At 62.7% G+C, this 16,831-nt stretch carries 18 protein-coding genes and 2 pseudogenes; 8 read left to right on the top strand and 12 right to left on the bottom strand.

The features are described from left to right. The first annotated feature begins 24 nt into the window (after positions 1-24). From CAG31_RS10365 to CAG31_RS28115, 3 genes are all read left to right on the top strand, one after another. The gene (locus tag CAG31_RS10365) at positions 25-459 is read left to right on the top strand and encodes a PACE efflux transporter (RefSeq protein ID WP_085580595.1); all 435 of its coding nucleotides are present in this window, start codon (positions 25-27) and stop codon (positions 457-459) included. 152 nt (positions 460-611) lie between these two features. Further along, positions 612-1,166 carry a hypothetical protein gene (locus CAG31_RS10360; RefSeq protein WP_085580593.1) on the top strand — a complete coding sequence of 185 codons (555 nt, stop codon included), beginning with the start codon at positions 612-614 and terminating at the stop codon, positions 1,164-1,166. A gap of 152 nt (positions 1,167-1,318) precedes the next feature. Beyond that, complete coding sequence (locus tag CAG31_RS28115) at positions 1,319-1,705, top strand: hypothetical protein (protein ID WP_139831415.1); 387 nt, start codon at positions 1,319-1,321, stop codon at positions 1,703-1,705. Between the two features lie 90 nt (positions 1,706-1,795). Here the strand turns inward: CAG31_RS28115 and CAG31_RS28960 are convergent. From CAG31_RS28960 to CAG31_RS10335, 6 genes and pseudogenes are all read right to left on the bottom strand, one after another. Then, a pseudogene (locus CAG31_RS28960) lies at positions 1,796-2,227 on the bottom strand (methyl-accepting chemotaxis protein); the annotation flags it as partial. A gap of 117 nt (positions 2,228-2,344) precedes the next feature. Further along, a pseudogene (locus tag CAG31_RS28955) lies at positions 2,345-3,010 on the bottom strand (PAS domain-containing protein); the annotation flags it as partial. A gap of 686 nt (positions 3,011-3,696) precedes the next feature. Continuing rightward, complete coding sequence (locus CAG31_RS10350) at positions 3,697-4,710, bottom strand: ABC transporter substrate-binding protein (protein WP_085580589.1); 1,014 nt, start codon at positions 4,708-4,710, stop codon at positions 3,697-3,699. Next, positions 4,707-5,255, bottom strand: coding sequence for a sigma-70 family RNA polymerase sigma factor (locus tag CAG31_RS10345; RefSeq protein ID WP_085580587.1), 549 nt, complete (start codon positions 5,253-5,255; stop codon positions 4,707-4,709). The genes CAG31_RS10350 and CAG31_RS10345 overlap by 4 nt, the downstream gene beginning before the upstream one ends. Positions 5,256-5,381: 126 nt before the next feature. Beyond that, a complete protein-coding gene (locus CAG31_RS10340; RefSeq protein ID WP_085580585.1) occupies positions 5,382-6,173 on the bottom strand; it encodes a phosphate/phosphite/phosphonate ABC transporter substrate-binding protein in 792 nt (263 codons plus the stop codon). A 62-nt stretch (positions 6,174-6,235) separates the two neighbouring features. Beyond that, positions 6,236-7,177: a fatty acid desaturase gene (locus tag CAG31_RS10335; RefSeq protein WP_085580583.1), complete on the bottom strand. Its 942-nt coding sequence runs from the start codon at positions 7,175-7,177 to the stop codon at positions 6,236-6,238. 120 nt (positions 7,178-7,297) lie between these two features. Here CAG31_RS10335 and CAG31_RS10330 point away from each other — a divergent pair, with 120 nt between their 5' ends. Then, a complete protein-coding gene (locus tag CAG31_RS10330) occupies positions 7,298-7,717 on the top strand; it encodes a GNAT family N-acetyltransferase (RefSeq protein ID WP_085580582.1) in 420 nt (139 codons plus the stop codon). Positions 7,718-7,851: 134 nt separating this feature from the next. Here the strand turns inward: CAG31_RS10330 and def are convergent, their stop codons facing one another. The 3 genes from def to CAG31_RS10315 all read right to left on the bottom strand — a co-directional run bounded on the left by def (position 7,852) and on the right by CAG31_RS10315 (position 9,710). Next, complete coding sequence (def, locus tag CAG31_RS10325; RefSeq protein WP_085580581.1) at positions 7,852-8,391, bottom strand: peptide deformylase; 540 nt, start codon at positions 8,389-8,391, stop codon at positions 7,852-7,854. A gap of 2 nt (positions 8,392-8,393) precedes the next feature. Then, positions 8,394-9,344, bottom strand: coding sequence for a YihY/virulence factor BrkB family protein (locus tag CAG31_RS10320; RefSeq protein ID WP_085580580.1), 951 nt, complete (start codon positions 9,342-9,344; stop codon positions 8,394-8,396). Positions 9,345-9,518: 174 nt separating this feature from the next. Next, entirely contained in the window at positions 9,519-9,710 is a 192-nt protein-coding gene (locus CAG31_RS10315) for a CsbD family protein (RefSeq protein WP_085580577.1), read from the bottom strand. Positions 9,711-9,907: 197 nt separating this feature from the next. Here CAG31_RS10315 and CAG31_RS10310 point away from each other — a divergent pair, with 197 nt between their 5' ends. After that, a complete protein-coding gene (locus CAG31_RS10310) occupies positions 9,908-10,285 on the top strand; it encodes a hypothetical protein (protein WP_085580575.1) in 378 nt (125 codons plus the stop codon). Positions 10,286-10,349: 64 nt separating this feature from the next. Here CAG31_RS10310 and fadD1 read toward each other — a convergent pair whose 3' ends face one another. Then, positions 10,350-12,053 carry a long-chain-fatty-acid--CoA ligase FadD1 gene (gene fadD1, locus CAG31_RS10305; protein ID WP_085580573.1) on the bottom strand — a complete coding sequence of 568 codons (1,704 nt, stop codon included), beginning with the start codon at positions 12,051-12,053 and terminating at the stop codon, positions 10,350-10,352. A 348-nt stretch (positions 12,054-12,401) separates the two neighbouring features. After that, positions 12,402-14,090 (bottom strand): long-chain-fatty-acid--CoA ligase FadD2, encoded by a 1,689-nt coding sequence (fadD2, locus tag CAG31_RS10300; protein ID WP_085580571.1) that lies wholly within the window; start codon positions 14,088-14,090, stop codon positions 12,402-12,404. A gap of 226 nt (positions 14,091-14,316) precedes the next feature. Between fadD2 and CAG31_RS10295 the strand changes: the two genes are divergently transcribed. Together CAG31_RS10295 and CAG31_RS10290 are read left to right on the top strand one after the other, a co-directional pair. Continuing rightward, a complete protein-coding gene (locus tag CAG31_RS10295; RefSeq protein ID WP_085580569.1) occupies positions 14,317-15,261 on the top strand; it encodes an alpha/beta hydrolase in 945 nt (314 codons plus the stop codon). A 41-nt stretch (positions 15,262-15,302) separates the two neighbouring features. Further along, positions 15,303-15,773, top strand: coding sequence for a MaoC family dehydratase (locus tag CAG31_RS10290; RefSeq protein WP_003227420.1), 471 nt, complete (start codon positions 15,303-15,305; stop codon positions 15,771-15,773). A gap of 138 nt (positions 15,774-15,911) precedes the next feature. On the opposite strand, the gene CAG31_RS10285 is transcribed toward CAG31_RS10290, so the two are convergent. Next, positions 15,912-16,379, bottom strand: coding sequence for a PA2169 family four-helix-bundle protein (locus tag CAG31_RS10285; RefSeq protein WP_085580567.1), 468 nt, complete (start codon positions 16,377-16,379; stop codon positions 15,912-15,914). A gap of 205 nt (positions 16,380-16,584) precedes the next feature. Here CAG31_RS10285 and CAG31_RS10280 point away from each other — a divergent pair, with 205 nt between their 5' ends. Further along, positions 16,585-16,821 (top strand): DUF3820 family protein, encoded by a 237-nt coding sequence (locus tag CAG31_RS10280; protein WP_085580565.1) that lies wholly within the window; start codon positions 16,585-16,587, stop codon positions 16,819-16,821. Positions 16,822-16,831 lie beyond the last annotated feature (10 nt).

The following is a 16,831-nucleotide window of genomic DNA, read 5'->3' as shown; positions in this document are numbered from 1 at the left end:
AGTCGCAAGAAAGAGGCAATCCCCATGCAAGGCGTCAAACGCAAACTGGTCTACGTGTCGCTCTACGAAGTGATCGGCATGACCTTCTCCGCCCTCGGCCTGGCGCTATTGTCCGGCACCTCCCCCGGCAGCACCGGGCCGTTGGCGGTAATCATCACCACCATCGCCGTGACCTGGAACTTCATCTACACCTCGCTCTTCGAGCGCTGGGAAAGCCTGCAGACGTCCCGCACGCGCACGGTCAAACGGCGCATCGCCCATGCCGTGGGTTTCCAGCTGACGCTGATCGTGTTCCTGATTCCGCTGATCGCCTGGTGGATGGACATCAGCCTGGTGCAGGCTTTCCTGCTGGATCTGGCGCTGATCGTGTTCATCCCCTGCTACACGTTTGCCTTCAACTGGCTGTTCGACCGGGTGTTCGGCCTGCCGGCCTCGGCGTTGCCGGATCCGGTGGCGTGAGGGGCAACGGTCAGCCACTGCCGCCGACCGGCAAAGGCTGACCGCCCAGAAGGCTGCAGCCGCACTCAACCCATTGAAAATATTGAATTTAAAAGAAGGCACGGTAATTGCTGAAGTTAACCCGACAGTCATTACCTACAGGTCAATCCATCATGTTGGTCAGTGCCAAACAACAGCAAATCATCCATCTGCCCAAGCATTTGAATGACGATGCCACCACCACTGCGGCCGCCGGTCTGCAAGGCGGCCTCGCCCCGATGCTGCAGACCCTGCAAGCCCAGGCTCAGGCGCAGAATGCCGAAACCACCGCCAAGGTGCAGGACTCGGCGACCCAGGTCGCCACCCAGCAAGTCAGCGAGGCCGCGCGCATCAGCGACAACGTCGACGAAGCCTTCGCCAAGACCCGCGTCGGCCTGCAGACCACCGACGCCTCCAACGCCAAGATCGGCGCCAAGACCGCCACCGAAGAGTTCAAGGACTACATGAGCAAGTCGCCGGAGCAGCGCCTGCGCGACAGCATCCTGCAGGAAATGGGCCTGACCGAGGAGGACATCAAAGCCATGCCGCCGGAGAAGCAACTGGCCGTGGCCAAGGAAATCGCCCAGCGCCTGCAGGACAAGATGAAACTGGCGCAATCGGACAAGGAGAACGTCAACGACATCAAGGACAGCGACAAGATGGCGGACAAGTTCCTCGCGGCACTCTGATCAAAGAGTGAACCCAGCCACTCTGCCGACGACCGTTAATCCGAAAAACAGCCTGCCCTGTCAGATCTGACAGTACTGCTGCCAAAGAAAAACCTGTTCACTCGGCCTGTGATCACATCCGTGATCGCAGACCAACTGAACAGGAGTTCATTATGGCTACCCTAGCTTTCGAAGGTAAATGCAGCGCCAAGTCCACCTACAATGGTGACCCCATTGGAACAGACTTTCTTTCAGAACAGGTCAACTTCGGATCGAATCTCTTTTCTGCGTTTGCCGATAACGATGAGTCCTTTGTACAGATTGCTTACGCTGGGGATCTTTCACCCGGCACGCATGAATTGAGTTTCAAACCCGAAAGCGGGACCGGGCCCGCCCTCCAATACCGAGTTGGAGGCCGAACGTTTCAGATCAGTGGCACAGGAACCGTCACCATTGGTACCAATCCTGTATCTCAAGAAGGGACATTCAAGGGGACTTATCTGGGGGACTTTGGGTTAACGGTGTTCGAAGGTAGCTTCAAAGCCGAATATAGAGGATGAGCCACCATCGCTCTGCGTCACTTCAACAAGGGCAGCCTCCGCTGCCCTTGGTTTTTGGTTCAACGAATGTCGAACCTGGCAACTGACGGGTCAGTTCAGTTGCAGGGTCTCATTGAACTGACTGATCGCATCCACCACATGCCGCGACCCCTGCTGGATCTCGCGGATCGCATCCCCCGCCTCGTTCGCCAGCTCCACCCCCAGCCCGGTGCGGCTCAGGCTCGACTGCATGCTCGACACCGCGCTCAACGACAGGTCATGGTTCTTGCGCACCACTTCGACGATTTCCAGGGTCGCCTGACTGGTCCGCGCCGCCAGGCTGCGCACCTCGTCCGCCACCACCGCGAACCCGCGCCCGTGCTCCCCCGCCCGCGCCGCCTCGATGGCCGCGTTGAGCGCCAAGAGGTTGGTCTGGTCGGCGATGCCGCGGATGGTCTGGACGATGGTGCCGATGATGTCCGACTGCTTGCTCACCGCATCGATGCTCAGCGCCGCCTCGTTGAGGTCGCGGGAAATGTCCTGAATGATCTGCACGGTCTGCTGCACGACCTGCGAACCCTTTTGCGCGCAGGCGTCGTTTTGCACCGAAGTGCTGTGGGCCGATTCCGCAGCGGTCTGCAACGTGTTCATCTGGTGGGTGATGTCGCTGGCGAACTTCACCACTTTGTACAACCGTCCCTTGGCGTCGAACAGCGGGTTGTAGGAGGCTTCGAGGTACACCGTCTGCCCGGACTTGTTCTTGCGCTCGAAACGGTGCGAGTGATATTCGCCGCGGTTGAGCGACGCCCAGAACGCCTTGTACTGCGCCGACTCGGCCTCGGCCCGGTGACAGAACAGGCTGTGGTGGTGGCCGATGATCTCATTGAGCGAATACTGCATGGTCTTGAGGAAGTTTTCGTTGGCGGTGATGACATTGCCTTCGGGCGTGAACTCGATCACCGCCATGGATCGGCCGATCGCCGCGAGCATGTTTTCCTCTTCGTGCTCCTTGTTGACGCGGTCGGTAATGTCCGACGCCACTTTGATCACGCTGCGCACTTGTTTGTCCGGGCCGTACACCGGCATGTAACTGGCTTCGAGCCAGATTTCCCGACCGCTCTTGTGCAAGCGCAGGAACGTACCGCTGATCGGCTCCCCACGGGCCAGGTCGCGCCACAGCTTCGCGTACTCTTCGCTGCGGTAGAACGCTTCCTCGCAAAAGATCCGGTGATGCTTGCCGCGCACCTCGTCGGCACCGTAGCCCATGGTCCGGCAGAAGTTTTCGTTGGCATCCAGCACGATGCCTTCGGGGGTGAATTCGATCATGGCCATCGACCCGCTGATGGCCGCCAACTTGGCGTTGGCTTCGGTCAGGGCACAACTGAAACGTTCGATTTCCTGCAGGTCAGCCTTGTGATGTAGGTTGAACATGTTTCTGTCACCTTCCGCGCGGTCTTTTGATTTGATGAAAGTTCAGGTCTTTCAAGATCCACCACTACGTTCCACAGAACAGGCACACGCCTTCCTCCACGGGAGGAAGTTGTCAGGTGATAAATGATGTTTAATCCGAGCGTCCCTGTGGCGACGTTCTTATCAAGACATCCTTCTCTTGATAGCCCGCACGCGGGCCAACCCTAACATGCACGAGAACTTCCATTTAACAGATGCTCCTTGTCGGTACAGTGTCGGTGCCTTTAATTGCGCACTCTGGCAGCTATTGTTCAGCCACTAACTGTTTGCGGTCGAATCGCATTGAGTTGCGATCGACATAGTTAGTTACACGTGAGCATAGACAGGGCAATACCCGGCGCAAGGCCATTAGTCGGCCAGTACCGAGGGCGAAATGAACAAGAAACGGTTCAGCGCAAGGGACGCGGAGAAGGAAACCGGGTGAAGTGTGTCGCCCCTGCTCCAGACCTGCCGGAGCGACAACATGGATCAGGCCAAGGGGCGTTTTGACGGAAGCCATCGCCAGCAGGCCGGCGCCCACCCTATTTGCCCGTCAGTGAACTTCAAAGGCCCGCCGTCACGTTGCTGGCCACCTGCGCCGGCACCCACGGTGTCCATACCTGCGGCTGATCGCGCAGGAACGTTTCGGCGACCTGGCGCGGCGGCTGGCGTTTCTCGCTCATGCCCGCCAAGGTGCGGTTCAACTGATCGATGGGAAAATCGACCTTCTCGAAAAACGCCACCAGATCCGGGTACTGCGCCTTGAACGGCGCCGACACGCCGATGGCCAGGCTGGCCGGCATCGAACGGGTGCCCTTGGGGTTGGGGTTGCTCGCGTCGGCCAGGGTCTTCCAGGCTTCGGCGTCGAACGGCGGCTCGTCGAGCTTGACCAGTTTGTAGCGGCCCAGCAAAGGCGTGGGCGACCAGTAGTAGAACAGCACCGGCTTGCCGCGCTTGATCGACGACGCCACTTCCGCATCCAGCGCCGCGCCGGAACCGGTGCGGAAGTTGACGAAACTGTCGGTCAGCGCGTACGCCTTGAGCTTCTGGCTGTTGACGATCTCCGACGTCCAACCGGTCGGGCTGTTGAGGAAACGCCCGCGGTTCGGATCCTCTGGATCGCGGAACACGTCCTTGTAGAGCGGCAGGTCCGCCACCGACTTCAGCTCCGGCGCCAATGGCTTGATGCCGCGCTCCGGGTCGCCCTTGATCACGTATTCCGGCACCCACCAACCTTCGGTGGCGCCCTTGACCGTGTCGCCCAGACCGAACACCTTGCCTTCGGCGGCCGCCTTGACCCACGCCGGACTGCGCCCGGCCCACTCTTCGCCGATCACCTGGATATCGTTCTTCGCCAGCGCCGCTTCCAGGCTGACGGTGCTGCCCGGCAACGTGTCGGTCGGGTAGCCGTAGCCCTTCTCGACGATCAGGCGCAGCACTTCGGTGATGAAGCTGCCGCTTTCCCAGGTGATGTCGCCGAAATGGATCGGCGCGGTTTTCTCGGTGGCCACGGCGTGGCCGACGGTCAGGCTCAGGGCGAGCAGCGAACCACCGAGCAGTGTTTTGATCGATCTCATGCGAACCTCTTGTTCTGTAGGGGGCGGATCAGGGGTTGGTTGGCGCTGTGGCGGTCGCACAGGGCTTGGGAACGGGTCATGTAGTCGCTGACCGAGCGCTGGGAAATGCCCAGTTCGGCGGCGATCTGCGGGTAGGTGAGGCCATCGACGCGGGCCAGCAGGAAGGCCGAGCGCACCTTGCCCGGCAAGCGCTTGAGGCTGCGGTCCAGACAGCCGAGAGCCTGCGACAGCTGCGCCAGCTCTTCGGGAGACGCGCAGGCCTGCGGCTCGCACAGGTGCAGGGCATTGAGGTGACGCCGCTCTAGGTCGGCCCGCCGCCAACGCTGGTACAGCAGGCGCCGGGCGATGGTGGTGAGCATGGCCCGGGGTTCGCGGATCGCGTCGGGGCCGGAGGACTCGAGCATTTGGGCGAAGGTTTCGGCAGCGATGTCCTCGACGCCGGCATCGTCGCTCAGGTGCTGCCGCAGGCGAGCGCACAGCCAGCGGTAATGGGCCCGGAACAGGCCTTCGACGGGGTGACGACGGGACAGGACGGCGCCGGACATGTGGGCTCCTTGGGTTAGGGTCGCGGTATGTCCGGTTGTCCGGTGGCGCGATCCTAGCAAGGCGCCTTATGCGTTAAAAATACTCAAAAAGAATTTTTATATTCCAGATTTGAATTGATGAACCCGCTACTGCACATGGCCATAACCCAACGCCTGCGCCTCGTCCCGATAGCCGAGCAGGATCCGGTAATCGCTTTCGTTGGCCGGCAGCACTTCCGGCAGGCCGAGGGTCTGCGCCACGTCCGGCAACGCCCTCAGCGCCCGGTTCATTGCCTGACGCAGGTTCTCGGCCTGTTCGTCCGTGGCGCCGATCCGGGTGATGAAAGGCAAGGTCGGGCTCGGTTCGCTGCGCTCCACCACCCGCAGCCCCTCGACCTCGACGGCGGCATGTCGCGCCAGGTAGGCGTAGGTCACGCTGTCGATGGCCGCCAGATCCGCGCGCTCCTCGCGCAGCCAGCGCAGGCTCTCGCGGTGGCCGCCGCTGTGCCCCACCGATCCGAAGAACCTTCCCTCACGTTGCAGCGGCGCCAGGCGTTGGCGCAGCAGGTTCATGCCGCTGTTGGAATCGTCGCTGTTGATCACCCCGCGACTGCCGCGAAAGTCCGCCAGTGTGCTGCGCGGATCGGCGGCCCGGGCGAGGATCAGGCTGCAATGGTGGCCGGCGCCGCTGTCGGGCAGTTCGTAGCGGGGCCGTCCGACGAGGCGCACCCGGCCGTTCAACGCCGTCATCAACGGATAGCCGCAGGTCTGGGCCAACAGCAAATCGGGGGACAGCCAGAGCTCAGGCAGCGACAGGCCTTCGGCGCTGAGCCGGCTATGGCCCAGGTGGTCGAGGATCTGCGCCAACCAGCGTTCGTTGGCGGCGCGGATCGGTTCCGGGGCCGTGTACATCAAGAGTTCGGCGTGGCGTCGGGTCATGAACGGTCATCCATTCAGCGAGTTTCCTGTGTAGGCGCGAGCCGGCTCGCGATGGCGGTGGATCAGTGAAAGGGATGCTCAGGGCTGTCGATCGGCTTGAGCCCATGCCTGCGCCACAACTGCCCGTACCCCTGCACCACGAACCCGCCGCTGCGCGCCACCCACTGCGCCCGGCGCATCCGGTAAGCCTGGGGCAGGTCGTACCACGCCAGTTTCGGCAGGTCATGGTGCACCAAGTGAAAGTTGAGGTTCAGGAACAGCCAGCGCCATGGCCATCCCGCCTCGTTGAGCACGGTGCGCTGCTCCGGTCGCACGTGCGGGCGGTGTTCGTAGTAGGAGCGGATCATCGCCACCGACAGCGCCGGCACGCTGATCAGCAAGAGGTAATGCCATACCGGCAGTACGCTGCAACGGGCGATGAACACCAGCATCAGCACGGTCAGGGCGCCGTGGGTCAGCCACATGCGCCAGGCCTGCCGCTCGCCGCGCTTGAGGCGTTGCAGCTCTTCGCCGGCCAGCGCCAGCAACGCCAGCGGCGCGCCGAGGATGAAGCGGCCGAGCACGGTCTTGTTCAGCCAGTGCAGGCTGCGCCCGAGCAGCGAACTGCCGCGCCAATGTTCGGCGCTCAGGTAGCGGCTCTCGGGGTCGATGCCGGGGGTCGTCAGGTGTTCGTCGCGATGGTGCTGCAGGTGACTGTCGCGGTAGAGGGTGTACGGATACCAGACCGCGAACGGCGCATAGCCCAGCAGCTTGTTCAGCGCCACCCAACGGGTCGGGTGGCCGTGAAGCAGTTCGTGCTGCACCGACAGCCACAGCACCAGCAACGGGATCAGCAGCGCGGTGCTCCACCACAGACCGAGCCGACCGCTGCCCAGCACCACCGCGAACCAGGCACCGTAAACGCCGATCAGCAGCAGCCAGGTCGGCCATTCGGTGCGGGCGGTGAAGCGTCGGCGCAGGGCTTCGATCTGCTGGCGATGGTCATCGTCGAAATAGTGGGTCATGGCAAGGCTCGGCACAGGATTCACCTCCTTCTGTGCAACGGCCCTCGCCAATCTTGCAGATTATTTTTTCAGGGATGCGCGCCGTATAATCCGCCCCTTTCGCCAGCCCGGTGCCCCGCCATGCCCGACACCCTGTACGCCCGGCTCGACGCCCTGTCCTGGCCGCTGATGAACAAGTTCTACCGTACCCACGGCTCGTCGATGAAAGCCGTGCGCGAAGCGCAGCTGTGGGTGGCCCGGCGCGAAGAGATCGTCGCCGCGCTGTGCCTGCGGCCGGTGGCCGGCGGGCACTGGCTGACCGGCTTGTTCGTCGCTCCCGACTGCCGCGCACAGGGCCTGGCGGCCCGGCTGATGGCCCAAGCGGTGAGCGGTGTGGATGAACCGGTGTGGCTGTTCTGCCATCCGGACTTGCGGGGTTTCTACGAGCGGCACGGGTTCAGCGTCGACACCGCCCTGCCCTACGCCCTGGCCGAACGCCTGAGCCGCTATGCGCGAAGCAAGCCGATGATTGCGATGGGGCTTGAGCCGCGTCGGAGCTGACCGGCGGGCTGATTGGCTGATTGGCCAGGATTCTCCTGTGGGAGCCAGCCTGCTGGCGATAGCGCAATGTCAGCCACCTCTTCCTCGACGGACGCGCCGCCATCGCCGGCAGGCGGGCGCCTGCAGGTCCAGAATCAGTCGTCGGCGTTGGGATCGAGGTCGGGGAACATCACCTCGGTGAAACCGAACTTGCTGAAATCGGTGATGCGCGACGGGTACAGCCGGCCGATCAGGTGGTCGCACTCATGCTGCACCACCCGTGCATGGAAGCCCGACGCCGTGCGCACGATCGGCTGGCCCTTGGGGTCGACGCCTTCGTAGCGGATCTGTTGATAGCGGTCCACCGCGCCACGCAGGCCGGGCACCGACAGGCAGCCCTCGAAGCCCTCTTCCGTCAGCGGGCTCAACGGCGTGATCAGCGGGTTGATCAGGATCGTCTGCGGCACCGCTTCGGCGTCCGGATAACGCTCGCTGCGCTCGAAGCCGAAGATCACCAGCTGCAGGTCGACGCCGATCTGCGGCGCCGCCAGCCCGACGCCGCCGACGCTTTCCATGGTCTGGAACATGTCGTCGATCAATTGCCACAGTTCAGGGGTGTCGAACATCTCGGCCGGCACCGGCGGCGCGATGCGCAGCAGGCGCTCGTCGCCCATCTTCAGGATTTCACGGATCATGGTCAGGCTTCGTCTGCGTTCGGCTTGAGCGAATGGTCGCGCCCCAGGCCGGAAACGTGTTGTTTGGGATGTTCGGCGAGCTCGCCGGGGACTTTCTCGCCCGGATCCTTGCCCTCGCTGGACATGTGTTCGATCACCGCGTTCATCTCCGCGCCGAGCAGCAGCACCGCCGCGGAAATGTAGAAGTACAGCAACAGCACGATGATCGCGCCGATGCTGCCATACATCGCGTTGTAGTTGGCGAACGTCTTGACGTAGAACGCGAAGCCCAGGGAGGCGACGATCCAGACCACCACCGCCAGCACCGAGCCGGGGGTGATGAAGCGGAACTCCTGCTTGACGTCGGGCATCACGTAGTAGATCACCGCCACCGCGACCATCATCAGGATCACGATCACCGGCCAGCGGGCGATCGTCCACACCGTGACGACCGCTTCCTCCAGCCCCACCTGCGACGCGATCCAGCCCATCACCTGGGGCCCGAGCACCATCAGCGCGGCGGCCACCAGCAGCATCCCGGCGATGCCGACGGTGTAGATGACCGACAGCGGAAAGCGCTTCCAGATCGGCCGGCCCTCGACGACGTCGTAAGCGGCGTTCATCGCGCTCATCATCAGCCGCACGCCGGCGGACGCGGTGTACAGGGCGACCACGATACCCACCGACAGCAAGCCGCCCTTGGACTGCTGCAACTGGTCGATCACCGGGTTGACCTGCTCCAACGCCTGGGGCGGCAGCACCAGCTCCGATTGCAGGCGCAGCCAGGAAAAGAAGTCCGGCAGGTGCAGGAAACCGATCAGGGCGATCAGGAACAGGATGAACGGGAACAGCGAGAACAGCATCTGGTAGGCCAGCGCCGAGGCATAGGTCGACATCTCGTCGGCGATGAATTCAGTGACCGTGCGCACCATCACCCGGTGCAGGGGCAGACCTTTCATGTCCGGAAAAATCATTCGCGTCTCCTTTCGCCGCAAACAGGTTCAAGTCGTGGCGACTCAGGGGCCGTGCTCTTTCATCAAGGTAGCTTACTTGGCGCCGTTGAAACACCGTGTTCCGTGACCGCAGGTGAACGGCACAAAAAACGGCCATCCTTGGATGGCCGCCGGGGTGAATCGTTCAAGGCCGGGTCACGCCTTGTCGACACCTTTCTTGATCGCGTCCTTGGCTTTGCCGACCGCTTGCTGGGCTTCGCCTTTCTTTTCCTGCAGCTTGCCTTCAGCCTGCAGACGCTGGTTGTCGGTGGCCTTGCCGACGCCTTGCTTGACGTTGCCGACCGCTTCGTTGGCCATGCCTTTCACTTTATCGCTCGTGCTGCCCATGGTGATTCTCCTTGGAACATTGACGGGGAAATGTCATTACGCAACGGTGGACTGACCGCGTTCGCCCAAGGTTTCATTTATTTTCGGCGGCCTTCATTCGTCGCGCCGGGCATGCCGGGCTTTATGTTTGCCGGGTTTGCCCCGAGAATGGCCACCTGACGGGCGCCACGCGCCCAAGACCGACCCGCAGGATTCCCATGAAACTCGACAAACCGCAGGCCATCGCCCGAATCAACCAGCAACTGGGCGGAGCCGTGCTCGGCGTCAACAACTGCCACTTCACCGAACTGAACCGCAACCGCAACATCTGGTGGTTCGACATCCCGATGTCGCGCCTGGCGATCGGCCAATACCCGTGGATCCACCTGCTGATGCACACCCCGGCCACCGACGAGTTGCTGCACGTTAAGGTGCCGACCGCGTTCCTGCGCGAACAGCTCGACGGCCTGGTGGTGCGCAACCAGGGCAAGCGCAAGGCCGCCCTGAGCCTGGAACTGAGCGCCGACAAGGATTCGTTCCTGCAGGACATGCGCCCGGCGGGCACGAACGTGAACTTCGCCAGGTTCCGCCAGTAAGGCAGAACCCGCCCTCGCCACGGCCACCGGCAAAAAAAAGCCCCGCATCTGCGGGGCTTCTTGTTTACGCGGCGCTGGCGTTCTTGGCCTTGATCTTCTTGAGCTCTTCGTCGCGCAGTTCGCGGCGCAGGATCTTGCCGACGTTGGTGGTCGGCAGCGAATCGCGAAACTCCACCGAACGCGGCACCTTGTAGCCGGTGACGTTGGCGCGCATGTGCTCCATCACCTGTTCCTTGGTCAGGGTGACGCCCGGCCGCGCGACGATGAAGATCTTGATCGCCTCGCCCGACTTCTCGTCAGGGATGCCGATGGCCGCGCACTGCAGCACGCCCGGCAGGGTCACCAGCACGTCTTCCAGCTCGTTCGGGTACACGTTGAAGCCCGAGACCAGGATCATGTCTTTCTTGCGGTCGACGATGCGCATGTAGCCGTCCGGCTGGATCAGCGCGATGTCGCCGGTCTTGAGCCAGCCTTCGCTGTCGAGGATCTCGTCGGTGGCCTCCTGGCGCTGCCAGTAGCCCTTCATCACTTGCGGGCCCTTGACGCACAGCTCGCCGATCTCGCCCATCGGCTGCTCGACGCCGGCATCGTCGACGACCTTGCACAGGGTCGACGGCACCGGAATGCCGATGGTGCCGATCTGGATGTTCTGGATCGGGTTGACCGTGGCCACCGGGCTGGTTTCGGTCATGCCGTAGCCTTCGCAGATCGGGCAGCCGGTGACCGCTTTCCAGCGCTCGGCCGCCGCCAGTTGCAGGGCCATGCCGCCGGACAGGGTGACCTTCAGCGCCGAGAAGTCCAGCTTGCGGAAGCCTTCGTTGTTGCACAGCGCCACGAACAGGGTGTTGAGGCCGACGAAGCCGCTGAACTTCCACTTCGACAGTTCCTTGACCATCGCCGGCAGGTCGCGCGGGTTGCTGATCAGGATGTTGTGGTTGCCGATCAGCATCATCGCCATGCAATGGAAGGTGAACGCGTAGATGTGGTACAGCGGCAGCGGCGTGATCAGGATCTCGCAGCCCTCGTTGAGGTTGGAGCCCATCAGCGCCTTGCACTGCAGCATGTTCGCCACCAGGTTGCGGTGGGTCAGCATCGCGCCCTTGGCCACGCCGGTGGTGCCGCCGGTGTACTGCAGCACGGCCACGTCGCCGCTGGCCGGGCTGGCCTCGGCCACCGGCTGGCCCTGGCCCTTGCTCAGCACGTCGTTGAACTTGACGGCCTTGGGCAGGTGATAGGCCGGCACCATCTTCTTCACGTACTTGATGACGCTGTTGATCAGCAGGCGCTTGAACGGCGACAGCAGGTCGGCGACCTCGGTGACGATGACGTGCTTGACGCCGGTCTTGGGCACCACGGCCTCGGCCAGGTGGGCCATGTTCGCCAGGCACACCAGGGCCTTGGCGCCGGAGTCGTTGAACTGGTGTTCCATCTCCCGCGCGGTGTACAGCGGGTTGGTGTTGACTACGATCAGCCCGGCGCGGATGGCACCGAAGACGGCCACCGGGTACTGCAGGACGTTGGGCAGCTGCACGGCGATTCGATCACCGGGCTGCAAATCGGTATGCTGTTGCAGGTACGCGGCAAAGGCACCGGACAATTCGTAAAGTTCACCGTAGGTGATCGTCTTGCCCAGGTTGCTGAAAGCCGGTTTGTCGGCGAAGCGCTGGCAGGACTGCTTCAGCACTGCTTGAATATTCGGGTACTCGTCTGGATTGATGTCGGCAGCAATTCCAGCGGGGTACTTATCCTTCCAAAAGTCTTCGATCATGGAAGCCCACTCCTCAGCAACGCGAATTCAACACCGCATTCGATGCGATTGTTATTGGTGTGTGTTTATTGTGGTGAGTCTGGCTTTTCTTCAAGGCCGAGAAGTCACAAAGCGCGCCGAGAGTAGCAGCTTTGCCAAGGGGCGACTAGAGCCAAAAGTGGTCGCCACAGTCATTTAAATGACTCAAGACCCTTTAAAAGTCATTTTAGAGCAAAAAACCTATACACCCTTGAAAGCCCCGGTTTTCGGGGACATCCCCCTAAAAAATCGCGAGCAGGCCCGCGACTACAGAAGTGTCCATGCCTCTGTAGGCGCGAGCCTGCTCGCGATGGCGTCAGACGCAGTTCGTCAGGCGATGTCCCGCAGCTCCCGCCGCAGGATCTTGCCGACCGGCGTCATCGGCAACGACTCGCGCAGCACGATGTGCTTGGGCACCTTGTAGGCGGTGAAATTCTCTTTGCAGTAGGCCTTGAGCTCTTCCAGGCTCACGCCGGTTTCCCGGGCCACCACAAACAGCTTCACCGCCTCGCCGGAGCGCTCGTCCGGCACGCCGATCACCGCGCAGTTGGCCACCTTCGGGTGGGCCATCACCACGTCTTCGATTTCGTTGGGGTACACGTTGAAGCCCGAGACGATGATCATGTCCTTCTTGCGGTCGACGATGCGCACGAAGCCGTCGGGATCGATCACGGCGATGTCGCCGGACTTGAACCAACCGTCGGCGTCGAGCACCTCGGCGGTGGCTTCGGGCTTCTGCCAGTAGCCCTTCATGATCTGCGGCCCCTTGATGCACAGCTCGCCGCGCTCCCCTGTCGCCTGCTCGACCCCTGCGTCGTCGATGACCTTCAAGGTGGTGCCCGGCACCGGCAGGCCCACCGTGCCCAGCCGCGACTGGTCGCCATAGGGGTTGGTGCAGGCCACCGGCGAGGTTTCGGTCAGGCCGTAGCCCTCGGTGATGCGGCAGCCGGTGAGCTGTTCCCAGCGCTCGGCGGTGGCCTTGACCAGCGCGGTGCCGCCGGAGTTGGTGAGCTTGAGGCTGGAGAAGTCCAGGGACTTGAAGTCCGGATGATCCATCAGCGCGACGAACAGGGTGTTGAGCCCCAGCAGCGCCGAGAAGCGCCAGTTCTTCAGCTCCTTGATGAAGCCGCCGATGTCCCGCGGATTGGTGATCAGCACGTTGTGGTTTCCGGAGACCATCATGCACATGCAGTTCGCCGTGAACGCATAGATGTGGTACAGCGGCAGCGGCGCGATCATCACCTCCTGCCCTTCGCGCAGCAGCGGCTGGCCGTCGCTGCCCAGCTGGGCGAGGCAGGCGCGCACCTGCTGCATGTTGGCCACCAGGTTGCCGTGGGTGAGCATCGCACCCTTGGCCAGGCCGGTGGTGCCGCCGGTGTACTGGAGCACGGCGATGTCGTCCAGGCCGACCTTCAGCGGCTTGATGCCCAGGCCCCGGCCCAGGCGCAGCGCGCTCTTGAACGACAGCGCCTGGGGCAGCGAATAGGCCGGCACCATCTTCTTCACCTTGCTGACCACCGTGTTGACCAGCCAGCCCTTGGCGGTGGGCAACAGGTCGCCCATCTTCGCTTCGATCAGGTACTGGATGTCGGTGTCCGCCAGCACTTGCTGCACCTTCTGGCCGAACATGTTCAGGTACACCAGCGCCCGGGCGCCGGAGTCCTTGAACTGGTGACGCATCTCCCGCGCGGTGTACAGCGGGTTGGTGTTGACCACGATCAGCCCGGCCCGCAACGCGCCGAACACGGCGATCGGATAATGCAGGACATTGGGCATCTGCACCGCGATGCGGTCCCCCGGCACCAGATCGGTGTGCGCCTGCAGGTAGCCGGCGAACGCCGCGCTGTGACGTTCGAGCTCGGCGTAGGTCAGGGTCACGCCCATGTTGCTGAACGCCGGGCGGTCCGCGAATTTCTTGCAGGAACGCTCGAACACCTCGATCACCGACTTGAACTCACCCGCGTCGATGTCCAGGGGCACGCCCGCCGGGCGTTTGTCATTCCAGAAATCAGGTTGCATTGTTCTTGTCCTCTTTACCTGAGCCGTTCCGGGGCCGCCTCTCTGTCACTTTTGAATGCGCAGCGCGAAAAGCGGGGCTCCCCGGACACTAGCAGCTATGGTCAATCAGGCAAATACGGGCAGCGTCCCCATTGATCCCGTGAATCTTGCGGCCGTGGCGCGGGCGGATCGGACGCGCTATACAATGCAACGACCTCGAACCGGGCAGCTCTGCAAAGGAATCGCCATGATCCACGACACCTTCTGGCTGGACGCGAATGACCGCACCCGTCTCTTCGTCAACCAGTGGCTGCCCGCCGCGCCGCTGAAGGCGGTGATCCTGCTGGCCCACGGCATGGCCGAACACAGTGCCCGCTACGCCCGGCTGGCGGATCGGTTGTGCGCCGAAGGCTACGGCGTGTACGCGCCGGACCTGCGCGGACATGGCAAAACCGCCGATTCCGGCACCCTCGGGCATTTCGCCGACGACGACGGCTGGTGCAAGGTCGTCGGCGACCTGGCCAGCCTCAACCAGCACATCGGCCAGGCCCACCCCGACGTGCCGATCGTGCTGCTCGGCCACAGCATGGGCAGCTACCTGACCCAGGCCTATCTGCTGCACCACAGCGCCAGCCTGCACGGGGCTATCCTCAGCGGCTCGAATTTCCAGCCCGTGGCGCTGTACCGCGCGGCACGGCAGATCGCCTGCTTCGAGAAACTGCGCCAGGGCGCCAAGGGCCGCAGCGCGCTGATCGAATGGCTGTCGTTCGGCTCGTTCAACAAGCGCTTCAAGCCGGCGCGCACCGCTTTCGACTGGTTGAGCCGCGATCCGGCCGAAGTCGACAAGTACGCCACCGATCCGCTGTGCGGTTTCCGCTGCACCAACCAGTTGTGGATCGACCTGCTCGGCGGGTTGCAGCAGATCAGCAAAGCGTCCAATCTCGCCCAGATCGATCCGGGCCTGCCGCTGCTGGTGATCGGCGGCGAATGTGATCCGGTGAGCGAAGGCAAGCGTCTGACTGATCTGGCCGATGCCTTGCGCGCGGCCGGCAGCCAGAACCTGCAACTGAAGATCTATCCGCAGGCGCGGCACGAATTGTTCAACGAGACCAACCGCGACGAAGTGACCGCCGATGTGCTGGCCTGGATCGACCAGGCCCTGAGCCACCGCCGGCCGCACCGGTCCGAGTAATCTTTCTGGATTCACCCCATCCGTCACAGGAACCGAAACCGATGACCCAGGTTACCAACATCCCTTACGAAGCCCTTGAAGTCGGCCAGACCGCCAGCTACAGCAAGACCGTCGAAGAGCGCGACATCCAGCTGTTCGCCGCGATGTCCGGCGACCACAACCCGGTGCACCTGGACGCCGAGTTCGCCGCCGCCAGCATGTTCAAGGAGCGCATCGCCCACGGCATGTTCAGCGGTGCGCTGATCAGCGCCGCCGTCGCCTGCGAGCTGCCTGGGCCCGGCACCATCTACATCGGCCAGCAGATGAGCTTCCAGAAGCCGGTGAAGATCGGCGACACCCTGACCGTACGCCTGGAGATCCTTGAGAAACTGCCGAAATTCCGCGTGCGCATCGCCACCCGCGTCTTCAACCAGCGCGACGAGCTGGTGGTGGACGGCGAAGCCGAGATCCTGGCGCCGCGCAAGCAGCAGACCGTGACGCTGCCGACCTTGCCGGCGATCAGCATCGGCTGACGCGAACCGGCATGGCCCAAAACAATGCGGGAGCGAGCCTGCCCGCGAAAGCCGTCTGACAGTCGATACCGATGCTGACTGTTCTGACGCCATCGCGGGCAGGCTCGCTCCCACAGTTCCGGCTTTAGCGGTGTTGGATCATGAGCGCGCGCGGGCCTGATTGCGCAGGGCCTTCACCTGATCGTGATTGCGCTGCACACCGTGGTACTGGCGTTCGACCAGGTCACGGATGCCCACCAGATTGTGCTTGTTGATCTTGTCGATGGCGTCGCGGTACGCCTTCAGGGCGTGGTCCTCGCCGCGCTCGGCCTCATTGAGCACCGCTTCTTCATCCTTGCCGGTGAACATCGCCTTGACGTCGACCCAGCGGCGGTGCAGATCGCCGCTGACGCTGGTGGAGGTTTCCGGATCACCGCCCATCGAACGCACGGTCGCCTGCAGTTCGGCGGCCGCCGCGGCGCAGTCGCCGGAGCGTTTGACGAACAGCGCCTTGAGTTCCGGATGCTTGATGTCTTCGGCACAGGTCTTGAACCCTTCCTGACCGTCCTTGCTGGTTTCGATCAGGTCGTTGAGTACGGAGATGGCCTCTTTGTTCATGTCGGTCATTTTTTGATTCCTCACATTCGATGGAAGATGCAAGGAGGTGTTGCAGCGGCCGTGCCAGCGCCAGATTCTGAATTAACCCATTAAAAATCAATGAGTTATAAAGAAAGGCAAAATCTGTATCCCCTTTATTTGCATGATCTGTCATTTGGCCTGCATGCAGAATGCCTGTATTTTCCGAAGCGTAACGAATCCGGATCTACCCCCGATGAACCCTGAGAAACTCGAACTGCTGATCACCCGCGAAATGCCTTTCGGCAAGTACAAGGGACGCATCATCGCCGACCTGCCCGGCCCGTACCTGAACTGGTTCGCCCGTGAGGGCTTCCCGAACGGCGAGCTCGGTGGCCTGCTGGCGCTGATGCACGAAATCGATCACAACGGTCTGTCGGACCTGCTTGAACCGCTGCGCGCCAAACACGGCAAACCCGCCCCGCGCCACTGAGGCGCCCCCC

Origin of the sequence: Pseudomonas sp. R25(2017) (genome assembly GCF_002112565.1) — a bacterium.
Lineage (GTDB): Bacteria > Pseudomonadota > Gammaproteobacteria > Pseudomonadales > Pseudomonadaceae > Aquipseudomonas > Aquipseudomonas ekonensis.
This window is presented reverse-complemented; position numbering and strand designations above follow the sequence as displayed.

Coding starts and splice junctions, on each gene's coding strand:
- CAG31_RS10365 (WP_085580595.1), top strand. CDS start 25: ATGCAAGGCGTCAAACGCAAACTGGTCTACGTGTCGCTCTACGAAGTG.
- CAG31_RS10360 (WP_085580593.1), top strand. CDS start 612: ATGTTGGTCAGTGCCAAACAACAGCAAATCATCCATCTGCCCAAGCAT.
- CAG31_RS28115 (WP_139831415.1), top strand. CDS start 1,319: ATGGCTACCCTAGCTTTCGAAGGTAAATGCAGCGCCAAGTCCACCTAC.
- CAG31_RS10350 (WP_085580589.1), bottom strand. CDS start 4,710: ATGAGATCGATCAAAACACTGCTCGGTGGTTCGCTGCTCGCCCTGAGC.
- CAG31_RS10345 (WP_085580587.1), bottom strand. CDS start 5,255: ATGTCCGGCGCCGTCCTGTCCCGTCGTCACCCCGTCGAAGGCCTGTTC.
- CAG31_RS10340 (WP_085580585.1), bottom strand. CDS start 6,173: ATGACCCGACGCCACGCCGAACTCTTGATGTACACGGCCCCGGAACCG.
- CAG31_RS10335 (WP_085580583.1), bottom strand. CDS start 7,177: ATGACCCACTATTTCGACGATGACCATCGCCAGCAGATCGAAGCCCTG.
- CAG31_RS10330 (WP_085580582.1), top strand. CDS start 7,298: ATGCCCGACACCCTGTACGCCCGGCTCGACGCCCTGTCCTGGCCGCTG.
- def (WP_085580581.1), bottom strand. CDS start 8,391: ATGATCCGTGAAATCCTGAAGATGGGCGACGAGCGCCTGCTGCGCATC.
- CAG31_RS10320 (WP_085580580.1), bottom strand. CDS start 9,344: ATGATTTTTCCGGACATGAAAGGTCTGCCCCTGCACCGGGTGATGGTG.
- CAG31_RS10315 (WP_085580577.1), bottom strand. CDS start 9,710: ATGGGCAGCACGAGCGATAAAGTGAAAGGCATGGCCAACGAAGCGGTC.
- CAG31_RS10310 (WP_085580575.1), top strand. CDS start 9,908: ATGAAACTCGACAAACCGCAGGCCATCGCCCGAATCAACCAGCAACTG.
- fadD1 (WP_085580573.1), bottom strand. CDS start 12,053: ATGATCGAAGACTTTTGGAAGGATAAGTACCCCGCTGGAATTGCTGCC.
- fadD2 (WP_085580571.1), bottom strand. CDS start 14,090: ATGCAACCTGATTTCTGGAATGACAAACGCCCGGCGGGCGTGCCCCTG.
- CAG31_RS10295 (WP_085580569.1), top strand. CDS start 14,317: ATGATCCACGACACCTTCTGGCTGGACGCGAATGACCGCACCCGTCTC.
- CAG31_RS10290 (WP_003227420.1), top strand. CDS start 15,303: ATGACCCAGGTTACCAACATCCCTTACGAAGCCCTTGAAGTCGGCCAG.
- CAG31_RS10285 (WP_085580567.1), bottom strand. CDS start 16,379: ATGACCGACATGAACAAAGAGGCCATCTCCGTACTCAACGACCTGATC.
- CAG31_RS10280 (WP_085580565.1), top strand. CDS start 16,585: ATGAACCCTGAGAAACTCGAACTGCTGATCACCCGCGAAATGCCTTTC.